13 protein-coding genes are annotated in these 17,762 nt (G+C 55.7%); 5 read left to right on the top strand and 8 right to left on the bottom strand.

Annotation, left to right across the window (positions count from 1 at the left end; translation table 11 throughout):
* Nucleotides 1–216: 216 nt before the first annotated feature.
* The 6 genes from G8770_RS09105 to G8770_RS09080 all read right to left on the bottom strand — a co-directional run bounded on the left by G8770_RS09105 (nt 217) and on the right by G8770_RS09080 (nt 7,170).
* Nucleotides 217–1,395 (bottom strand): acetate/propionate family kinase, encoded by a 1,179-nt coding sequence (locus G8770_RS09105; protein ID WP_167185113.1) that lies wholly within the window; start codon nt 1,393–1,395, stop codon nt 217–219.
* A complete protein-coding gene (locus tag G8770_RS09100; protein WP_167185110.1) occupies nt 1,395–2,783 on the bottom strand; it encodes a bifunctional enoyl-CoA hydratase/phosphate acetyltransferase in 1,389 nt (462 codons plus the stop codon). Before G8770_RS09100 ends, G8770_RS09105 begins: the two co-directional genes overlap by 1 nt.
* A 283-nt stretch (nt 2,784–3,066) precedes the next feature.
* Complete coding sequence (locus G8770_RS09095; RefSeq protein WP_167185107.1) at nt 3,067–4,110, bottom strand: acyl-CoA dehydrogenase family protein; 1,044 nt, start codon at nt 4,108–4,110, stop codon at nt 3,067–3,069.
* Between the two features lie 10 nt (nt 4,111–4,120).
* Nucleotides 4,121–5,311 (bottom strand): acyl-CoA dehydrogenase family protein, encoded by a 1,191-nt coding sequence (locus G8770_RS09090; RefSeq protein WP_208022156.1) that lies wholly within the window; start codon nt 5,309–5,311, stop codon nt 4,121–4,123.
* 79 nt (nt 5,312–5,390) lie between these two features.
* On the bottom strand, nt 5,391–5,726 hold the full coding sequence (locus tag G8770_RS09085; protein ID WP_208022155.1) for a Rieske (2Fe-2S) protein: 336 nt from the start codon (nt 5,724–5,726) through the stop codon (nt 5,391–5,393).
* A 25-nt stretch (nt 5,727–5,751) separates the two neighbouring features.
* Nucleotides 5,752–7,170 (bottom strand): aromatic ring-hydroxylating oxygenase subunit alpha, encoded by a 1,419-nt coding sequence (locus tag G8770_RS09080; RefSeq protein ID WP_167185104.1) that lies wholly within the window; start codon nt 7,168–7,170, stop codon nt 5,752–5,754.
* Between the two features lie 320 nt (nt 7,171–7,490).
* On the opposite strand from G8770_RS09080, the gene G8770_RS09075 reads away from it, so the two are divergent.
* The 5 genes from G8770_RS09075 (at nt 7,491) to G8770_RS09055 (ending at nt 15,928) form a co-directional block, all read left to right on the top strand.
* Nucleotides 7,491–7,973: a VOC family protein gene (locus tag G8770_RS09075; protein ID WP_167185101.1), complete on the top strand. Its 483-nt coding sequence runs from the start codon at nt 7,491–7,493 to the stop codon at nt 7,971–7,973.
* Nucleotides 7,974–8,076: 103 nt separating this feature from the next.
* Nucleotides 8,077–11,610 (top strand): indolepyruvate ferredoxin oxidoreductase family protein, encoded by a 3,534-nt coding sequence (locus tag G8770_RS09070; RefSeq protein WP_167185098.1) that lies wholly within the window; start codon nt 8,077–8,079, stop codon nt 11,608–11,610.
* Between the two features lie 124 nt (nt 11,611–11,734).
* Entirely contained in the window at nt 11,735–12,682 is a 948-nt protein-coding gene (locus G8770_RS09065; RefSeq protein WP_167185095.1) for an aldo/keto reductase, read from the top strand.
* Between the two features lie 89 nt (nt 12,683–12,771).
* On the top strand, nt 12,772–13,731 hold the full coding sequence (locus tag G8770_RS09060) for an SDR family NAD(P)-dependent oxidoreductase (protein ID WP_167185092.1): 960 nt from the start codon (nt 12,772–12,774) through the stop codon (nt 13,729–13,731).
* A gap of 235 nt (nt 13,732–13,966) precedes the next feature.
* Nucleotides 13,967–15,928 carry a pyrroloquinoline quinone-dependent dehydrogenase gene (locus G8770_RS09055; RefSeq protein WP_167185089.1) on the top strand — a complete coding sequence of 654 codons (1,962 nt, stop codon included), beginning with the start codon at nt 13,967–13,969 and terminating at the stop codon, nt 15,926–15,928.
* A 138-nt stretch (nt 15,929–16,066) separates the two neighbouring features.
* Here the strand turns inward: G8770_RS09055 and G8770_RS09050 are convergent, their stop codons facing one another.
* Nucleotides 16,067–16,528: a VOC family protein gene (locus tag G8770_RS09050; protein WP_167185087.1), complete on the bottom strand. Its 462-nt coding sequence runs from the start codon at nt 16,526–16,528 to the stop codon at nt 16,067–16,069.
* 221 nt (nt 16,529–16,749) lie between these two features.
* Nucleotides 16,750–17,694 carry an EamA family transporter gene (locus G8770_RS09045; protein ID WP_167185085.1) on the bottom strand — a complete coding sequence of 315 codons (945 nt, stop codon included), beginning with the start codon at nt 17,692–17,694 and terminating at the stop codon, nt 16,750–16,752.
* Nucleotides 17,695–17,762: the final 68 nt, after the last annotated feature.

Here is a 17,762-nt window from a genome sequence, read left to right as displayed (position 1 = left end):
TGTGACAGATTTTTCAACTCAATGACCACTGAGGTCTTCTTCTATTCCAGCGTTGCTTAATGACATTAATGCCCTAAGAGACCTAATTGAAACCTTGCATCAATTTACTCGCCTTTTTATACGAACTTATACGATTTATATGTAGTTATACGATTTATATGTAGTTATACGATTTATATGTAGTTATACGATGCGTTGATTCGGCGGTTTAATTCATCAGCCTGACAAGTGCTTGGCGACAGCACGGGCAATGACCAGCTCTTCATTGGTTGGTATGACCAGCACCCTCACCGGGCTTGTCTCGGCACTGATATCAAACGCATGTTTGACATTCAAAGAGCCATCAATGATGACTCCCAACCATTCCAGTTGTGCACAGATTCGCTCTCGCACTAACGCCTGATGTTCCCCAATGCCTCCCGTGAACACTAAGGCATCCAAGCCGCCCAATGCGACCGCCAGACCGCCCAATTCGCAGCGGACTCGATAGACAAAGTAATCCACCGCTTGCCGGGCGGCTGGGCTGTTCGACGAGATCAGTGTACGCATGTCATTGGAAAGGCCGGAAATACCCAGCAGACCGGACTCTTTATACAGGATGTTGGAGATTTGCCCGGACGACAGGCCCTCATTGTCCAACATGTAAAGGATCACCCCTGGGTCAATTTCCCCGCAGCGGGTGCCCATAGGCAAGCCATCAAGCGCACTGAATCCCATGGTTGACGCGATTGACTGCCCCCCCTTCAACCCACACATAGAGGCCCCATTCCCCAAATGCGCCACGATCACAGATCCGGACGATACTTCAGGCAGTGTCTGCGCCAGTGCATTGGCAATGTATTCGTAGCTCAAACCGTGAAACCCGTAACGACGCACGCCCTGCTCGTAATATCGACGCGGCAGTGCAAACACATCGTTGACAAAGGGGTGTTGGCGATGAAATGACGTGTCGAAACAGGCGATCTGTGGGACGGCCTTATAACTCATGCCGGCAGCTCGAATACCCCGAATATTGTGAGGTTCGTGCAGTGGCGCAAACGGCGTTAAATTCTCCAGGTCTGCCAAAACCTGCGCATCAATGAGCGTCGGATGGGTGTAATCTATCCCTCCGTGCACCACCCTATGCCCCACCGCGACGATGTGCGCATCCGGCAGGCAACGTCGGATTAGATCAAACACAGCGTCAAACGCTACCGCGTGAAATTGCCCGGAATGCAGCGTCATACGACAGTCATCGATAACCTGCTCATTTGCCCAGCGAGCCAATAACTGAGCATCATGTCCCAACTGCTCAACCTTCCCCGAGGCCACAAGATCCGGTTCCGGACCGCAAGTAAAAAGCGCAAATTTCACCGATGATGAACCCGCGTTCAAGGTCAGTATCAGCGACGGCATTAAACCAGACCCCGCTTGTCATCGGTCAGGCGCGCCTGGTGAATTGCAGCCACCGCGCAAGAGGCCAAACGGGACATGGCATCGTCCGCTCTGGATGTCAGTATGATCGGCACCGAGGCACCGAGCACCACGCCCGCCGCTTCGGCGCCAGCCATAAAGGTCAGTTGCTTTACCAGCATGTTGCCCGCGTCCAAGTCGGGAACCACCAGCACTTCTGCGTGGCCCGCCACCATGGATTTGATGCCTTTGGACCTGGCCGCAACCGGATCCACCGCATTATCCATGGCCAGTGGACCTTCCACCAAGCCACCCTTAATTTGCCCACGATCGGCCATCTTGGAGAGCAATGCGGCGTCCATGGATGAAACAATGGCCGGGTTCACCAGTTCCACCGCACTGAGCACACCCACTCTCGGAGTTTCGATTCCCATGGAGATCGCGAGGTCAATCGCGTTTTGTACGATGTCCACCTTGGTCATCAGGTCGGGCGCGATATTGATCGCGGCATCGGTCACCAGTAACGGATGAGCAACGCCCGGGACATCCATAACAAACGTGTGGGTAAAACGACGACCGCGGCGCAACCCTCCGGTTTTGCGCAAGGCCGCGCGCAACAGAATGTCCGTATGCAGGTGCCCCTTCATGATGGTCCCGGCCCTACCCGCTGTCACCAGATCAACACCCGCGATCGCGGCCGCCGCTTCACCCTCTGCGTGGACCATTTCAAATTCAGAAATGTGTTCATTCAACTGTGCAGCTGCCTGCAGTATTTTATCGCGGTTACCCACCAGAATCGGCGTGATAATCTTGCGCCGTGCTGCCAACAAGGCACCCTCGAGAGATTCTGTTTCTTCCGGGCAAATGACCGCTGTCACCAGTGGTGGAAGTGGCTCTGCTTTTCGAATCAAGGCACTGAAATGACGGTGTCGCTGCACCACCAACCCCGGCAGACCGGCGTCGTCAAACGTGATTTTACGCGTCGGCGCAATAACCACAACCTCTCCCTGGACAACCAGGGTATCCGTTGCCAGATCACGGACTTCAGTATCCAGAGTCACCGTGCCATCCGCATGCTTGGTTTTCACGGTTACTCTGATCAACACTTCATCCCCCGCGTGCACCCGACCGACAAAATTCAGCGCTTGCGAATGGTAGAGCGTACCCGGACCGGGCAAATAATTGCCCAGCACCGCCGAGATCAGGGAACTGCACCAGATCCCCGAAGCGACCGGCAGCTCACTTTCATCGGAGTCATCGGGCAGATGCATTGGGTTATGGTTACCAGACACCGCAGCAAACACATAGAGGTCATCCAGCGTGCAGACGCGACGGTGCTCAAACGATGCACCGGGGTCCAGTTCATCGAAGGTGGTGTTTTCGAGAATCATGGAAATCCTGAGACAGAAGGTGAATGATTAATCAGAACGTATTCAAGAACTTATCTGAACATGTTCTGTTAATCATAGCCGATCTAAACCAAATCGGTTTAAATACTGTCGATGGAACCAAAGTCCACTCGCCAATCTGCGTTGACACTCTTTGAATCAGGATAAGTTTGGAAGTGCTTCCTGAATGCAGCTGTTTCTTAAATAAGAAATCAGCTGCATTCAGGCGCATTTTTATTTTAACGCAGTGCTGTTTTAAGCCAACGCTATTACTACCAAGCGTGCGTTAAGCCAACTGCGCCAAAAAGTGATCGGCAATGTCCAGCTCGTAGTTGCCATTGCCACTGCCCAGGTGCTCATTCAACATGGAGCGCTTCAGGAACAGGTGACAGGGATGCTCCGAAGCCATGCCAATACCGCCGTGCAACTGCAGCGCTTCTTCCGACACATCGGCAAACATGGAGCAAGCCACCAGCTTGGCTTTTTTTGCCAGCAATTGTGAATCGATTTCAGCCAGTTGTTCGTCAGTGATGCGTGACAGACTGTCAGCCAACAACGCTTCGGCGGCGTCAATCAGCGTTTTCATATCCGCGCAGCGATGCTTGAGAGCCTGAAACAGGGCCAGCGGTCGACCGAACTGTTCCCGGGTATTCAGGTGCTCAATGGTGATATCCAGCAAGCCGGCGGCAGCGCCAACACAATCCGCGGCCAGAGCGAAATCGCGCAGGCTTTGCAGGCGCGCAATCATTGCAACCGCCGCGTCACCGCGCGCGAGCACCACCTGATTGGCCAAAACCACATTGCTGAAGGTCACATCAAACAAGCGACGGGTGGTGTCCCAGGTGCCTCGGGCAGAGAGTTCGACACCTGCCTGATGCAGCTTCACTAGCACCACACAATCGTCCACACACACCAGAACGTCGCTGGCGGTATCCGCCGACGGCACCACCGAGAGCTTGCCGTTAAGCGTGTCAGTTAACGTTACCGTCGACACATCGGCCAGGGGTGCGGTGACGGCGTCACCGGTGGTGAAACGACTGATCAGTTCGGCTTTAGTATCAATGTCGCTTTGTACAAGGGCATCCACTGCCAGCGTCGCTGCCAAAAACGGCACCTGGGCCAAACCACGACCCAGTTCGGTGTGCAACATGCTGACGCCATGCACCCCCAGTCCCAAGCCATCCAGCTCTTCGGGAACCGCCGTCAATAACCAGCCCAGTTCCACCGTCAATGGCCAGAGAGTCGCTTCTTCAGCGGCGGTGCCTTCGCCATCCATAACCTGGCGGGCGGAGGCTTTCAATTCGTTCAGATATTCGTTCAACTCACTCATAGCGGCCTCCTTACAGTTTCCAGGTTTTGGGTTCACGGGGCATTCCCAAGACACGCTCGGAAATGATGTTGCGCTGAATTTCATTACTGCCACCGGCGATTGACCAGTTGTAGGAGTTCATGAAATCCAGGGTCCAGTTACCCGTTTCCTGTGTCGCACCGCGCATAAAGTCAGGATCAAACTGACCCTGCAAGCCGCTGATGCGACGACCCAGTTTGGTGTACTCACGCAGTGTTTGCGCGTAGCAGAGTTTCACCATGGAGGCATCACCAACCTTTTCTTCGCCGGAGATACGTTTTAATAAATACTGATCCGCCAGGGCACAACAGGCATCGACACGGGCAATGACTTTACCCAGGTCGCGGCGCAACGCTGTATCTTCCAACAGACCGCGCTCTTTCAGTGTCTCGGCCAGCATCGGCAGTGCGTAACGCATGCGCTGGCTCAGCTCCACCAGTGTCAGTCCACGCTCGGATGCCAAGGTCGCCTGTGCGACTGCCCAGCCCTGGCCTTCTTCACCGACCAGATCTTCCACCGGGACTTCGACATTATCAAAGAAGATCTCGGCAAACTCGTCGTCACCGGTAATCTGATTGATCGGTACCACCGTGACACCAGGGGACTTCATGTCCAGCAGCAGATAGGTCTGGCCCGCCTGCGGGGGACCGGAACTGTCAGTGCGTGCCAGCAACAGGCAGCGGTCGGCGTACTGGGCCATGGTGGACCAGGTTTTCTGACCGTTGATGATGTATTTGTCACCGCGGCGCTCGGCGCGGGTTTTGAGGGAAGCCAGGTCAGAGCCGGCGTTGGGCTCGGAGAAGCCCTGACACCAAATCTCACCATTGAGGATACCCGGCAGGTATTTCTCTTTCTGGGCCTCGGTACCACACTCCATCAGCGTACAGGCAGCGTGGTACAAAGCCACAAAATACATGATCAGTCGCGGCGCATCGGCACGGGCCACTTCTTCGTAAATGACCTTTTGTTCTGCCAGAGAGCGACCTCCGCCGGGCCAGCCTTCGGGCCAATGGGGTGTGGCATAACCCGCTTTGGACAGCTTGCCGAACCACTCGCGCTGCAGCTGTACAAACGATTCCTGATCCACCCCAGTCATGGCATCGCGCCAGCCGCTGGGAACATTGTCTTGCAGCCAGGTACGTACCTCCTGGCGCAAAGTTTGGGTATCACTCTCCGACATCATGGATAAAGCCCTTTGGTGTAAGTCCAGACAGTTATTATATGCAACAGTGGTGACAATTGTATACAACAGTGGTGACTAGTTATACCTTTACTTCGATCCAATCATCGACTATTCGCAATTCGTAGGTATCAATCGGCTTGGTGGCCGGCAGGTTGAGAGCCTCACCGGTTTCCAGATTAAACTTGGCCCCATGCACCGGACAGGTAATGGCACAATTGCGCACCCGACCGTTGATCAGCGGCTTCACCTGATGCGAACAAATATTGGAGACCGCAAAATAGCGGTCCTTGCTGTGGCACACCAATACCCAGACACCGTTAATCTTAGCCGCCTTTTTACCATTGGGCGGCACTTGTGAGACTTCACAAAAACGCGTAAATGCGGCCGTCACCGGGATCATCTCTTCTCCATTCATACTGCCTAAACCTCAAATTCGTTCCTTATTGACCCGACACGGACTGTCCAGAGACATATTTATCGACCGTCATTTCAAAATGACGTACCCGGATTTCCTGATAATTGCCCAGCGTCAGACCCGGCTTGGCACTGGCCTCAATGCCCTGCTGTTGCAGAATCAGGTTTTCGGTGTCCTGATCCAGAATGGCACCAAAGCCGGGGTCCATGCCTTCAGCCTCGGTAAAGGACTGCACCTCGTCCAGATAGACAGGCTCGGCCGGATCCGGGCGCTCACCGTCTTTGGGCACTGGCCGCAGGAAGAACACCTCATAGATGGTCATGCGGTGATCTTTCGGGTCCGGCCGGAAGCGGTACACCATCGGCAATGAAATCCCCGGAAACACAAAGGTGTTCGGGAACAGGGTGTAAGAGAAACAATCCAGCAATTCGGAATCGGACACTCTGCTCAGATCGGTGTTGGTCGCCTGCTCAAACATCGCCCGCATGGTGTCGGCCATGCGTTGACGGGCGCTTTCGCCCTCGGCCAGAGTGCGGTCGATATCCCCCAGCACCGAGGCATCCCCCACGGTAAACTGATCGAGAATGTCCTGCTCGCTGTACTGGCCTTTCAGGTGCGGACTGAGCACCCCCAGAGGTGAAATAAAGCGGTTCACATGGTCACCGTAAACGTCGTACTGGGAGTTGGCATCGCCGTTGGAGACTGCCACCTGTGGGTGGGTATCGATCACATGGTAGGCCTCCATAAAGGCTTCCATGGTCAACTTCCAGTTGGCTGGAATCAATTTCGACACATGACACTGAATGTAGCGGTTTTCCAGTCCCCAGCTGTTGATGTGCGCCATGAATTCAGGGCCCAGATAATCTTCCAGAGACGGCGCATTCTGATCCATATTGATGAACACAAAGCCGGCCAGGGTTTCCACACGGGTCTGCGGCAGTGAGAACTTGTCCGCCTGCACATGGGGGAAATCCCACTCACAGGTGGATTGCTTCAGGCTGCCATCGAGATTCCAGCTCCAGCCGTGAAACGAACACTTAAACTCCTGAGTGCAACCTTCTGTACCCGACGCCCGCAGCTTGGTGCCGCGGTGCAGACAGGCGTTGTAATAGGCGCGAATGTCATTTTCAGACACCCGGGTGATGATGAATGAATAACGCCCCAGATCGTAGACGTAGTAATCACCGGGCTCAGGAATGTGCTCCTCGCGGCAGGCAAACTGCCAGGTGCGCTTCCACAGGGTGTCGTATTCTTTTTTGGCGTACTCGGGATCGTAGTAACGCTCCGTGGAAATGTCCTCGCTCCCCAGATACTCATAGGACTCTGAGCGAACCCAGTCAGGCGCACCCACCTTATCGCTGGCGATGATATCCTGCGTAGTGGGCTCATCGGGGCAGCGGGCTTCACCATGTGCTATTTGCTGATCTAATACCTGTTCGCTCATCGTCTTCTCCACCAGGATGTCTGTCGTTATTATTCGGCCCTGTCACCCACAAACGCCGTGATCTCCGGGCACTGCCGTATCTGACCGACATTATGGCACCCCCCTATACACGCCAAAATGACTGCAGTCGCACACGTGCTTGCCTGTCTCCGAGAGCCCCTTTATCCGCCATAATCCCCCCCGTTAGACTAGCTCTACAGCAGTTTGGCGAGCTTTTGTGAAAACAGCCTGATGCGCGTGCCGGGCACGGAAACATTCTCACCGGAAACATCATGTTCAGCTGCACCAGATAATAACAACCCTATGGGAGGGATAATCACATGATCAGAGGCATACACCACGTTGGCGTCCATGTTCACGACATGGACCGAATGATTCAGTTCTACCGGGATGCCTTTGGCTTTGAGCTGGTGGGCGAGCCGTTTCAATGGAGCAATGATGAATTTATCGATCGCATAGTGGATGTTCCCAACTCCGCGGCCCGGGGCTGCATGCTCAAGGCCGGCAGCTGCTATATGGAGCTGTTTCAGTACAGTGCGCCGGCACCCAATTCCACTGAGCCACTGAACCCCTACGACAAGGGTTATACGCATTTTTGCGTCGATGTGACTGACATCGACGCCGAATACACACGCCTGAAAAGCGTCGGCATGACCTTCAGCGAATCGGCCCCGATCGATGTCGGCCACGTGAAATCCATTTACGGACGCGACCCGGAAGGCAATGTGATAGAAATCCAGGAAACCACCGCCGACTGTGATTTCCCGCTGGATCAATTAACCGCCGACCCGACCCGTCCATAACCTAGTAACTAGTTTCTAGATCCTAGTATCTAAAACCTAGCATTCATTGGCCAGCTGGCTGTTTCGCCGCTGGCCGCAGTTCGAATCCAGATGCAGTAATCCCATGACAAAGCCTGAAGCGACCCTCGATAAAACCGTAACCACACTGGACGACAAATACACCCAGCCCGACGGGCAGGTGTTCATGACCTCCAATCAGGCGCTGGTGCGCTTGCCGCTGGACCAGATTCGCCGCGACCGCGCTGCCGGGCTCAAGACCGCCGGCTATATCTCCGGTTATCGGGGCTCACCGTTGGGCGTCTACGACTCTGCCCTATGGAGCGCGCAAACCCTGCTGGATGAACACAATATCGTCTTTAAACCGGGCCTCAACGAAGAGCTGGCGGTCAGCGCCATTCGCGGCACTCAGGAGCTGAAATGGTTCGGCCAGTCTGAATTCGACGGGGTGTTCGGACTCTGGTACGGCAAGGGTATCGGTGTGGATCGCGCCTGCGAGTCCATGAAACTGGGCAACTTCGAGGGCGCCGCCGCCCAGGGCGGTTTTCTGATTGTCGCCGGTGACGATCACGGCGGCAAATCGTCCGACAGCGCGCATCAGTCGGAGCACACGTTAATGGCGGCGATGGTACCCATTCTCTACCCCGCCAGCATCAGCGAAATTATCGAGTACGGTCTGTTTGGCTGGGCCATGTCCCGCTACAGCGGCTGCTATGTCGGCCTCAAAACCATCACCGACACGCTGGACCTGTCCGGCTGTGTGGAATTGCCCGACGCCTTTCACGACTACGCGATCCCCACCGACGTTGAAATTCCCCTCGAGGGCCTGAACCTGCGTCCAAATTTACCGCCGCTGATGGAAGAGGAGTGGCTGGTGAATCATCGCCTGCCCGCCGCCACGGCCTTTGCCCGCGCCAACAGTATCGGCACGACCGGCATCGATCGGGTCATCATCGACGGCGAGCGTCGCCGTCTGTCCATCGTTTCAGCGGGCAAGGCCTATCTGGATGTGCGTCAGGCACTGGCCGATTTGGGCCTGGACGACGAGGCCTGCCAGCGTCTGGGCATACGTCTCTACAAGCCAGGCCTGGTGTGGCCGATGGACCCGCAAGGTTTGACGGCGTTTGCCGCCGGCAGTGACACGGTACTGGTCGTCGAAGAAAAACGCCCGGTAATGGAAGATCAGATCGCCCAGCAACTGTATGGTCTCAGCGCCGATCAGCGCCCCGCCCTGACCGGCAAACGCGACCTCAAGGGCGCGTCACTGCTGCCGTCCATCGCCGAGCTGTCGGTGGGCACGGTGCGTCACGCCATCAAAACCTTGCTGGATCAGCTGGGCATTCAGGATGACCACGTCGACACCCACTACCACGGTTATCTGGCGCTGGAACAACGCGCCACCGAACTCGGCAGCAACGCCGTGCGCCCGGCCTTCTTCTGCTCCGGATGTCCCCACAACACCAGCACCAAAATCCCTGAGGGCTCAAAGGCCATGGGCGGCATCGGCTGTCACGGTTTGGCGGCCGTGGTGATGGATCGCGACACCATGCAATTCATGCCCATGGGGCACGAGGGCTCACCCTGGAATTCGGTTAGCCAGTTTGTCGACACCCCCCACATGTTCCAGAACATGGGCGATGGCACCTACTCCCATTCCGGCATCCTGGCGATACGCGCCGCCGTCGCTGCCAACGCCAACATCACCTACAAAGTGCTCTACAATGACGCCGTGGCCATGACCGGCGGCCAGCCGGTCGAACAGCAGCTCACCCCCATTGGCATGGTCCAGCAGATACTGGCCGAAGGTGTGCGCCCGGTTTACCTGGTGTCGGACAACCCCGACCAGTACAAGTCCACCAAGCTGCCCACGCACTCTTTCCTGCGCCACCGCGACGAAATGGACAACCTGCAACGTCAACTGCGCGAAAGCAAAGGCGTCAGCGCCATTGTCTACGAACAGACCTGCGCCACCGAAAAACGCCGGCGTCGTAAACGCGGGCTGATGAACGACCCGGACAAGCGGGTGTTTATCAACCCCGAGGTGTGTGAGGGCTGTGGTGACTGCTCGGTACAATCGAACTGCATCAGCGTGTTGCCGCTGGAAACCGAGTTCGGCCGCAAGCGAAAAATTGACCAGTCCACCTGCAACAAAGACTACAGCTGCGTCAAAGGTTTCTGCCCATCGTTCGTCAATGTCAGCGGAGCCAAAATTGCCCTTCACGCCAGCGGCGACCCCGCCCGTTTACAGCAGCTGGTCGAGCAGTTGCCCGAGCCCGCACTGGCCCCGCTGGATGCGCGCGGTTACAACATTCAGGTGGCCGGTATCGGCGGCACCGGAGTACTGACCATCGGCGCGCTGCTGGGCATGGCAGCCCACCTGGATGGCAAAGGTTGCACAATTCTCGATCTCACCGGCATGGCGCAAAAAGGCGGCTCGGTCACTAGCCACATCCGCATTGGGCCCAACCCCAAAGGTATTTTTACTTCACGACTGTCAGAGGGCATGGCCGATCTGCTGATTGCCTGTGACCTGATCGTCGGCTCCGGCGCTGCGATTTTGAAAAGTGTGCGCCCGGGTCACACCGCCGCCATCATGAACACCGATGTGGCGCCCACCGGAGAATTTCAGACCAACAAACACCTGGATCTGGGCGAAGCCCGGCTGCGCAAAGCCATTGTGGTAGCCATTGACGGCGGCCCTGCGTTCAGCCTGCACGCCAGCAAACTGGCGACGGACCTGACTGGCGACAGCATTGGCACCAACATGCTGATGCTCGGTTATGCCGCGCAGCAAGGTCTGTTACCCCTGTCGATCAGGGCCATTGAAGAAGCCATTCGCCTTAACGGCACCTTTGTCGACGGTAACCTGCGGACTTTCGCCCTGGGTCGACTGGCGGCTCACGATCCACAAGCCCTGGCAGCTGAACTGGACTCAACCCCGGAACCAGTACCACTGGATAGCGTAGAGGATGTGCTGCGCAGCCGTAGCCGCTTGCTGACGGCGTATCAAAACGAAGATTACGCTAAAACATACCGTGATTTTATCAACACTATCCGTCAACGAGTCGCCAGCACCAAAGCTAGCGACACCTTCGTCCGTGAAGTCGCCCTGACCCTGGCACGGCTGATGCTTTATAAAGACGAATACGAGGTCGCACGGCTGTACACCGAGCCAAAATTTTTGGAACAGATCCGCAGTCAGTTTGCTGGTGACTTCAAACTCAGCTTCAATCTGGCTCCGCCGCTGCTGCCGGGCCAAGACAAGGCCACCGGCCGGCCTAAAAAGCGCACTTTCGGCCCCTGGATCGTCACCGTCTTTAAACTCTTGGCCAAGCTCAAAGGGCTGCGCGGCACTGCGTTTGATGTGTTCGGCTACACCGCCGAACGCCGCATGGAGCGCCGGCTGATTGTGGAGTACCGCCAGTTGATGGAAGGCATCGCCGACCAGCTGAACGCCGACAACCTGTCCGCCGCCGTGAATCTGGCCAGCGCTGCGCGTGACATCGCCGGTTATGGTCCGGTCAAGGAAGCAGCGGTCGAAGCCTACCAACAGGTATTGCCGAGCCTGATGGAACGATTCCAGCACCCGACAAAGTTAAACAGCGGTGTTGAATACATTGCGGCTCAACAGGTATCCTGAGGCTAACTGCGTCGCTAAACACATTCACAACCGCTCGAGGCGCGCACCCGTCAGAGAACTAGAATCTAGTAACTAGAAACTAGAAACTAGAAACTAGAAACTAGAAACACAAGAGGCTGTATCCATGCACAAACGCAACGTCGGTAATTCCGGACTGAAAGTGTCCAGCATTGGGCTGGGCTGTAACAATTTCGGACTGACACTGGATGCCAGTGCCTCGCAGGCGATCATCCAGCGGGCGCTGGATTTGGGGGTCACCTTGTTCGACACGGCCCCGGTGTACGGCCAAGAGTGGGGCTTGTCCGAAACCATTTTGGGCCAAGCCCTCGGCGCTCGCCGGCAGCAGGCGGTGATTGTGTCCAAGTTCGGCATGACGCCGGACTTCACCGTCAGAGACTCTTCTCGACGCGGCATCATCCAGGGGCTGGAAGACAGCCTTAGGCGCCTCAATACCGACTACATCGATCTCTACATGCTGCACTGGCCCGATGCCTCTACCCCCATGGAAGAAACCCTGCGAGCACTGGACGACATCATCCGCTCCGGCAAGGCCCGTTACATTGGCTGTTGCAATCTGCCCGCCTGGCAAGTGGTGGAAGCCAAATGGCTGTCCAAAACCGACAAGCTGCACGAATTTATCGTTGCCCAGGACGAATACTCCCTGATCAATCAATCCGCCCAGCACAAGCTGATGCCCGCCCTGGAGCAATACGGCATGGGACTGATGCCCTACACCCCGCTGGCCAATGGCTTACTGACCGGGAAATACTCCGCGAACGCAGCACAGCCCGACGGCACCCGGTTGAGCAAAAACCTGTGGAACATGGGCGACCGCTACCTCACCGAGGCCAACTTGCAACTGACCGAAAAACTGACGGCGTTCGCGCAAGAACGGGGGCATACGTTACTGGAACTGGCCATCGCCTGGCTGCTGGCACAACCCGCTGTCTGCAGCGTGATTGCCGGTACCACCAAACTGGAGCAACTGGAAATGAACATTGCGGCCAGTGACTGGCAGTTGAGCCAAATCGACCTGCAACAGATTGAGGCACTGTGCTCAGAATCCCCTTGATTGTGAAGAGCAGTGTCCTTTAAAAACAGTGACTATGGATGACATTGCCTCCCCTGCACATCCGAAAAAAATAACCTTCAGGAGCACATATGCAACAACCACTCACCTCTCCTTTTAGCCATGTGAGCACGGCCGAGCAAGTCAGCGCCGGGTTGGATTTGTCCCACGTGCACGCCATTGTGACTGGCGCTACCGCAGGTCTGGGTTTGGAAACCGCCCGGGTACTGGCCCTGCGCGGTGCCCAAGTCACTTTGCTGGGTCGCAACCAGCAGGCCGGTGACGCCATCGCCAAAACCCTGCAGGCCGAAACGGGCAATACCAATATTGACATGGTGTCGGTGGATTTGAATTGTCTGCAGAGTGTCACGGAATTTGGCAACCACATCAACCGCTCCGGGCAGGTGGTGGATCTGCTCATCAACAACGCCGGTATCATGGCCGCCCCTTACCAGCGCAACGAATTGGGTTTTGAATCACAGCTGTTTATTAATTACGTCAGCCATTTGCTGCTGTCCGAAGCGTTAACACCGGCCCTGCTCAAATCCTCCGCTCCACGTATTGTCAGTTTGAGTTCGCTGGGACATCACATGTCACCGGTGGTACTGGATGACTTGAATTTCGAAAACCGGGCATACGACAAATGGCGTGCTTACGGCCAATCCAAAACCGCCACCGCCCTGCTGGCGGCCTACTTACACCAGCAACTGGGCGCTGCAGGCGTGCTGTCCACTGCCGTCCACCCAGGCTCCATCGATACCAACCTGAGCCGTTACTTGACTCCAGAGGAACGTCAAGCGGCCATTTCAGGCGGTAAATCCACTTACAAGACCCTGCAGCAAGGCGCTGCCACCACCCTCTGGGCGGCCACCTCTGTCTTGCTGGAAGGCCATGGGGGCAGCTACCTGGAAGACTGCAACATTGCGCCGGTGGTTGAAAAGCCCAACTACCAATATGGCGTAATGCCATACGCCATCTCGCTTGAGCAAGCCAATGGTCTCGTCCATAACGTCGAAGCCGCACTGGGCAAACCCATTCTGAGGAAGTTCTGAGCGTCCCACGAACACAAAAAATCTCGTGATTTACACCCCCACACTTGCCGACTCAATATTGGTGTCAATCCGTTGACGTGAATTTGCATGGGAGTAAAGTGTGCGCAATAATAACCTCAAAATTTGACGACAGCGCGAAGCCTCCTTTACACCTTTAAATTTGCAAGATTGCTTTAACGCACGATACCTATAAAAAAATATCCTTATCAAAATACCTTTAACAGGCAAGAAGCCCATGCAAAAAAATAAAAACACGCGTCTTTTTCAATGCAAACGGACACTGTTCAGCCTCATCGCTGGTATCACTGTGGCTGCCATACCGTTAGCCGGTAATGCCGGTTCTGAAACCGACCAACATCAGCTGGGAACCAAATATTCCCCCCTGACCCAGATCAATAAAGACAATGTGGCTAACCTCGAGCTGGCGTGGGAGTTCAACACCGGCGACTTGCCGGCAGAAGTCGACGGCATGTCGCTGATCGCGTTTGAAGATCAACCCAGCCTGATTGAAGGCAATCTGGTGGTCTGTTCCGTCAAGCGCCGCCTCACCGCCCTGGACCCGGCCACCGGAGAAACCCGCTGGACGTTTGACCCGGAAGGCCCGGACCGCAGCACAAAAAAATGCCGCGGTATCACCAGCTGGGTGGACGAGCAGGCCGCGGCAGGAAGCCAGTGTAAAACCCGAATTTTCCTGGGCACGTCCGATTACCGTTTACTGGCCATCGACGCCAAAACCGGCAAAGCCTGTGAAGCTTTTGGCGAAAACGGCGCTGTTAAAATGCCGATCACCAAGCCCGAATTATTTCCCGGCGAGGTCGTCGCCACTTCCAATCCCGCCGTGGTTAATGGCGTGGTCGTGGTCGGTTCCGCCGTTGCCGATATGCAGCGATCCGATCCTCCCAGCGGGCGAGTGCTGGCGTTTGATGCCCGGACCGGCGCACAGCGCTGGGCGTTTGATCCTGTGCCCCGTGATGCCAACGACCCGGCCATGACTTCCTGGGGCAAGGGGACCGAAAGTTTTGGCCAGGGGAATGTCTGGTCGTCCATGGCGGTCGACCAAAAACTGGACCTGGTGTATCTGCCCACCACCAGTGCTTCTGACGATTACTATGGTGGCGACCGCCCCGGCGACAACCACTACACCTCTTCCGTTGTCGCCCTGAAAGGCGCCACCGGTGAAGTCGCCTGGCACTTCCAGTTTGTGCACCACAACGTGTTCGATTACGACACGCCCACGCGCCCCATGCTGATCGATTACCCTCACAATGGCGAGATGGTGCCGGCTCTGGTACAAAACACCAAAATGGGCATCATCTACATTTTCAATCGTGAAACCGGCGAACCTCTGGTGCCAATTGTCGAACGTCCTGTTCCCCAAAATATCCAGACACCCGGTGAAGTGCTGTCACCGACTCAACCCTTTAGCGAAGGCATGCCGACGGTGCTGAAACACGGTTTCACTCCGAATGATGTGTGGGGCTTTACCTTCATTGATGAATGGCTGTGCCGCAACAAGGCGGAAGAATACCATTACGGTCCGATTTATACGCCACCCAGCCTTAAGGGAACCATCATGTCACCCTCCGCCGGCGGGGGTCCCAACTGGGGTGGCGGCGGCTATGATCCAGACAGCCACATCATGGTGGTCGCGTCCAATCGAGTCCCCACCATCGTTACCTTGATTCCGCGGGAACAAGCGCTCAAGCCACAAGCGGATGACTCAAAGGTTGAAGGGCTCTCCATGACCTTTCCCAATCCCGGTTCAAAATATGTCACCAAGGTAGAGCCCCTGCTGTCGCCCACTGGAGCCCCGTGCTCTGAACCGCCCTGGGCAGCCTTGACGGCCATTGATTTGGTGAAAAAAGAAATCGTTTGGGAAGTTCCGCTGGGCAGCATTAAAAAGATGGCGTCACTGCCGTTCGACTGGTTTCTGGGCACACCCGGCGCCGGCGGCCCGCTGGTCACAGCAGGCGGGTTGGTGTTCATCGGCTACACCCTGGACAACAGTTTCCGCGCCTTTGACATGGCCACCGGGGAAACCCTGTGGGAAACGGACTTACCGGCCGCCGGCACCTCGATTCCGGTGACCTATGAAGTCAACGGCGAGCAATATATTGTCATCCCGGCCGGCGGCCACAGCATGTACGGCTCGACCATGGGCGACTCGGTGATGGCGTATAAACTCAAGCGTTCTTAAAGTTCGCTTGAATTCAACGCAAAAAAACGGGCTGTGAATCACAGCCCGTTTAACTTTCTCACCAACAGCGACCTGAACTTCCATCTTTCGCGATCAGTGTTAACGACTGGTTTTAACTATCAATCCTAACTACCAGTCTCAACTACCACCGAGCACTTTCCAGCGTTCCGGTGTCATCCAGACATACTCTAGGTAGTGTCCCACCACCTCGCGTGCGTCCAGATACAAAAATTTCAACTGGTCACTGCCGCCTTCAATCACGACCGGATACCCCATCTCGTCCACCCGACTGCGGAAGTCATCCCAATCCGCCACGCGCATGCAGCTGTGGTGAAATTTCACACTGTCATCGTCCGGCAATTCATCGGTATACACATCCACCAGACCGGACACCGGCTCAATCAATTCGTATTGCAAATTGTTGACCCAGATAAACGCCAGTTTGGAGACCGCCGTTCCCTTGCCTTTGGCAGTGGTAATTTCGACCGGCACTTCGTAACTCGCCACTTCCACCACATCGCTGTTTTGGCGAAAACGCTCAATGGCTTTTTCGATATTGCGGGTAATGTACCCATTTTGGTAATGCTGGCCTTCAAACATACTCTCTGCTCCGAAGTGATTTCAGGTGAGCGCGCTGTTTGGATCAATAGCTCTCCCACCGTCAGGTTAACCCAGTCAGCGTGCCACAAAATTCAGCCGCTCGCAGGCACAGGCGATTTATCCAGAGCGACATTCTATTGCCATCCGGCCTTGGAAGGGCTCAACTTGCGAGAGGGAGCCATTACATGCGACAGGAAGCCACATACTGACGTTCAGGTGCTTCAGTTACGTCTGGTGTATCGGCGCGTCATACGTTCAATAGAGTAACGTGAGCCCATCACCACGACCACCAAAGCAAACATCACCAGAGCAGATCCCACCCATTGCATGGTGGTCATTTGTTCATCCAACACCCAAATACCGGCGAGCAGCCCCACCACGGGTACCCCCAGAGAAAACGGAGCGACCCGACTGGCCAGATGACGCGTCAGCAACAGCGTCCAAAGCCAGTAGGCCAGACCGCTGGCGGCCCACCCCAGATACAGCAGTGACAACCATCCGGTTGCCGATGCCTGCAACCAATTGTCATGTGCATCATGGTCGTCAAAGACGATTGAGATGAGGACAAAACCCACCCCGGATATCAGACTGCTCCAGGCAACCAGGGATAAAGCCGAATACCCCTCACTGCTGGCCTGCATTTTTTTCACGATGATGTTGGCGCTGGACCACATGAGCGCCGCCATCAACGTCAATAAAAACCCTAATTCAGTAACCGTTCCGAGACCCTGATCAGTGAACAGGTTCAGGACAAAGCAGGCCAATCCCGCCGCAGCTACCATCATGCCCACAGTTAACGGCCTGGATATGGGTTCGCCCAGCAAGGTTGCTCCCATCAGTGCGGTAAAAAAAACCTGGGTTTGCATCAAAACGGATGCCAGTGCCGCCGACATTCCAAACTTCAGGGCAAAAAATAAAAAACTAAACTGCCCCAGACCCTGGGCAAAACCGTACAGCAACAACCATTTCATCGGTATCGATGGTCGCGCCACAAACAAAAACAAAGGAAACGCAGCCAGCAAAAAACGGGCAGCCCCCATTTGGAAAGGCGTAAAGTCCAACAGCGCGAATTTCATAGGAACAAAGTTCAGTCCCCACAACAGAATCACCAACATCGCCGCGACCAGTTCCACGGGCGATAAGTGAGCGGATTTTTCTGACACCATGCCCTCCAAAACCCTACACACCCCCAATCACGATGGTGGCCAGATACGCTAAATTGCGCTTAAAAAGC

This window comes from Pseudomaricurvus hydrocarbonicus (assembly GCF_011602365.1).
In the GTDB taxonomy this organism is placed as follows: domain Bacteria; phylum Pseudomonadota; class Gammaproteobacteria; order Pseudomonadales; family Cellvibrionaceae; genus Pseudomaricurvus; species Pseudomaricurvus hydrocarbonicus.
The sequence above is the reverse complement of the archived record's forward strand: the minus strand, read 5'-3'. Positions and strand labels throughout refer to the sequence as shown.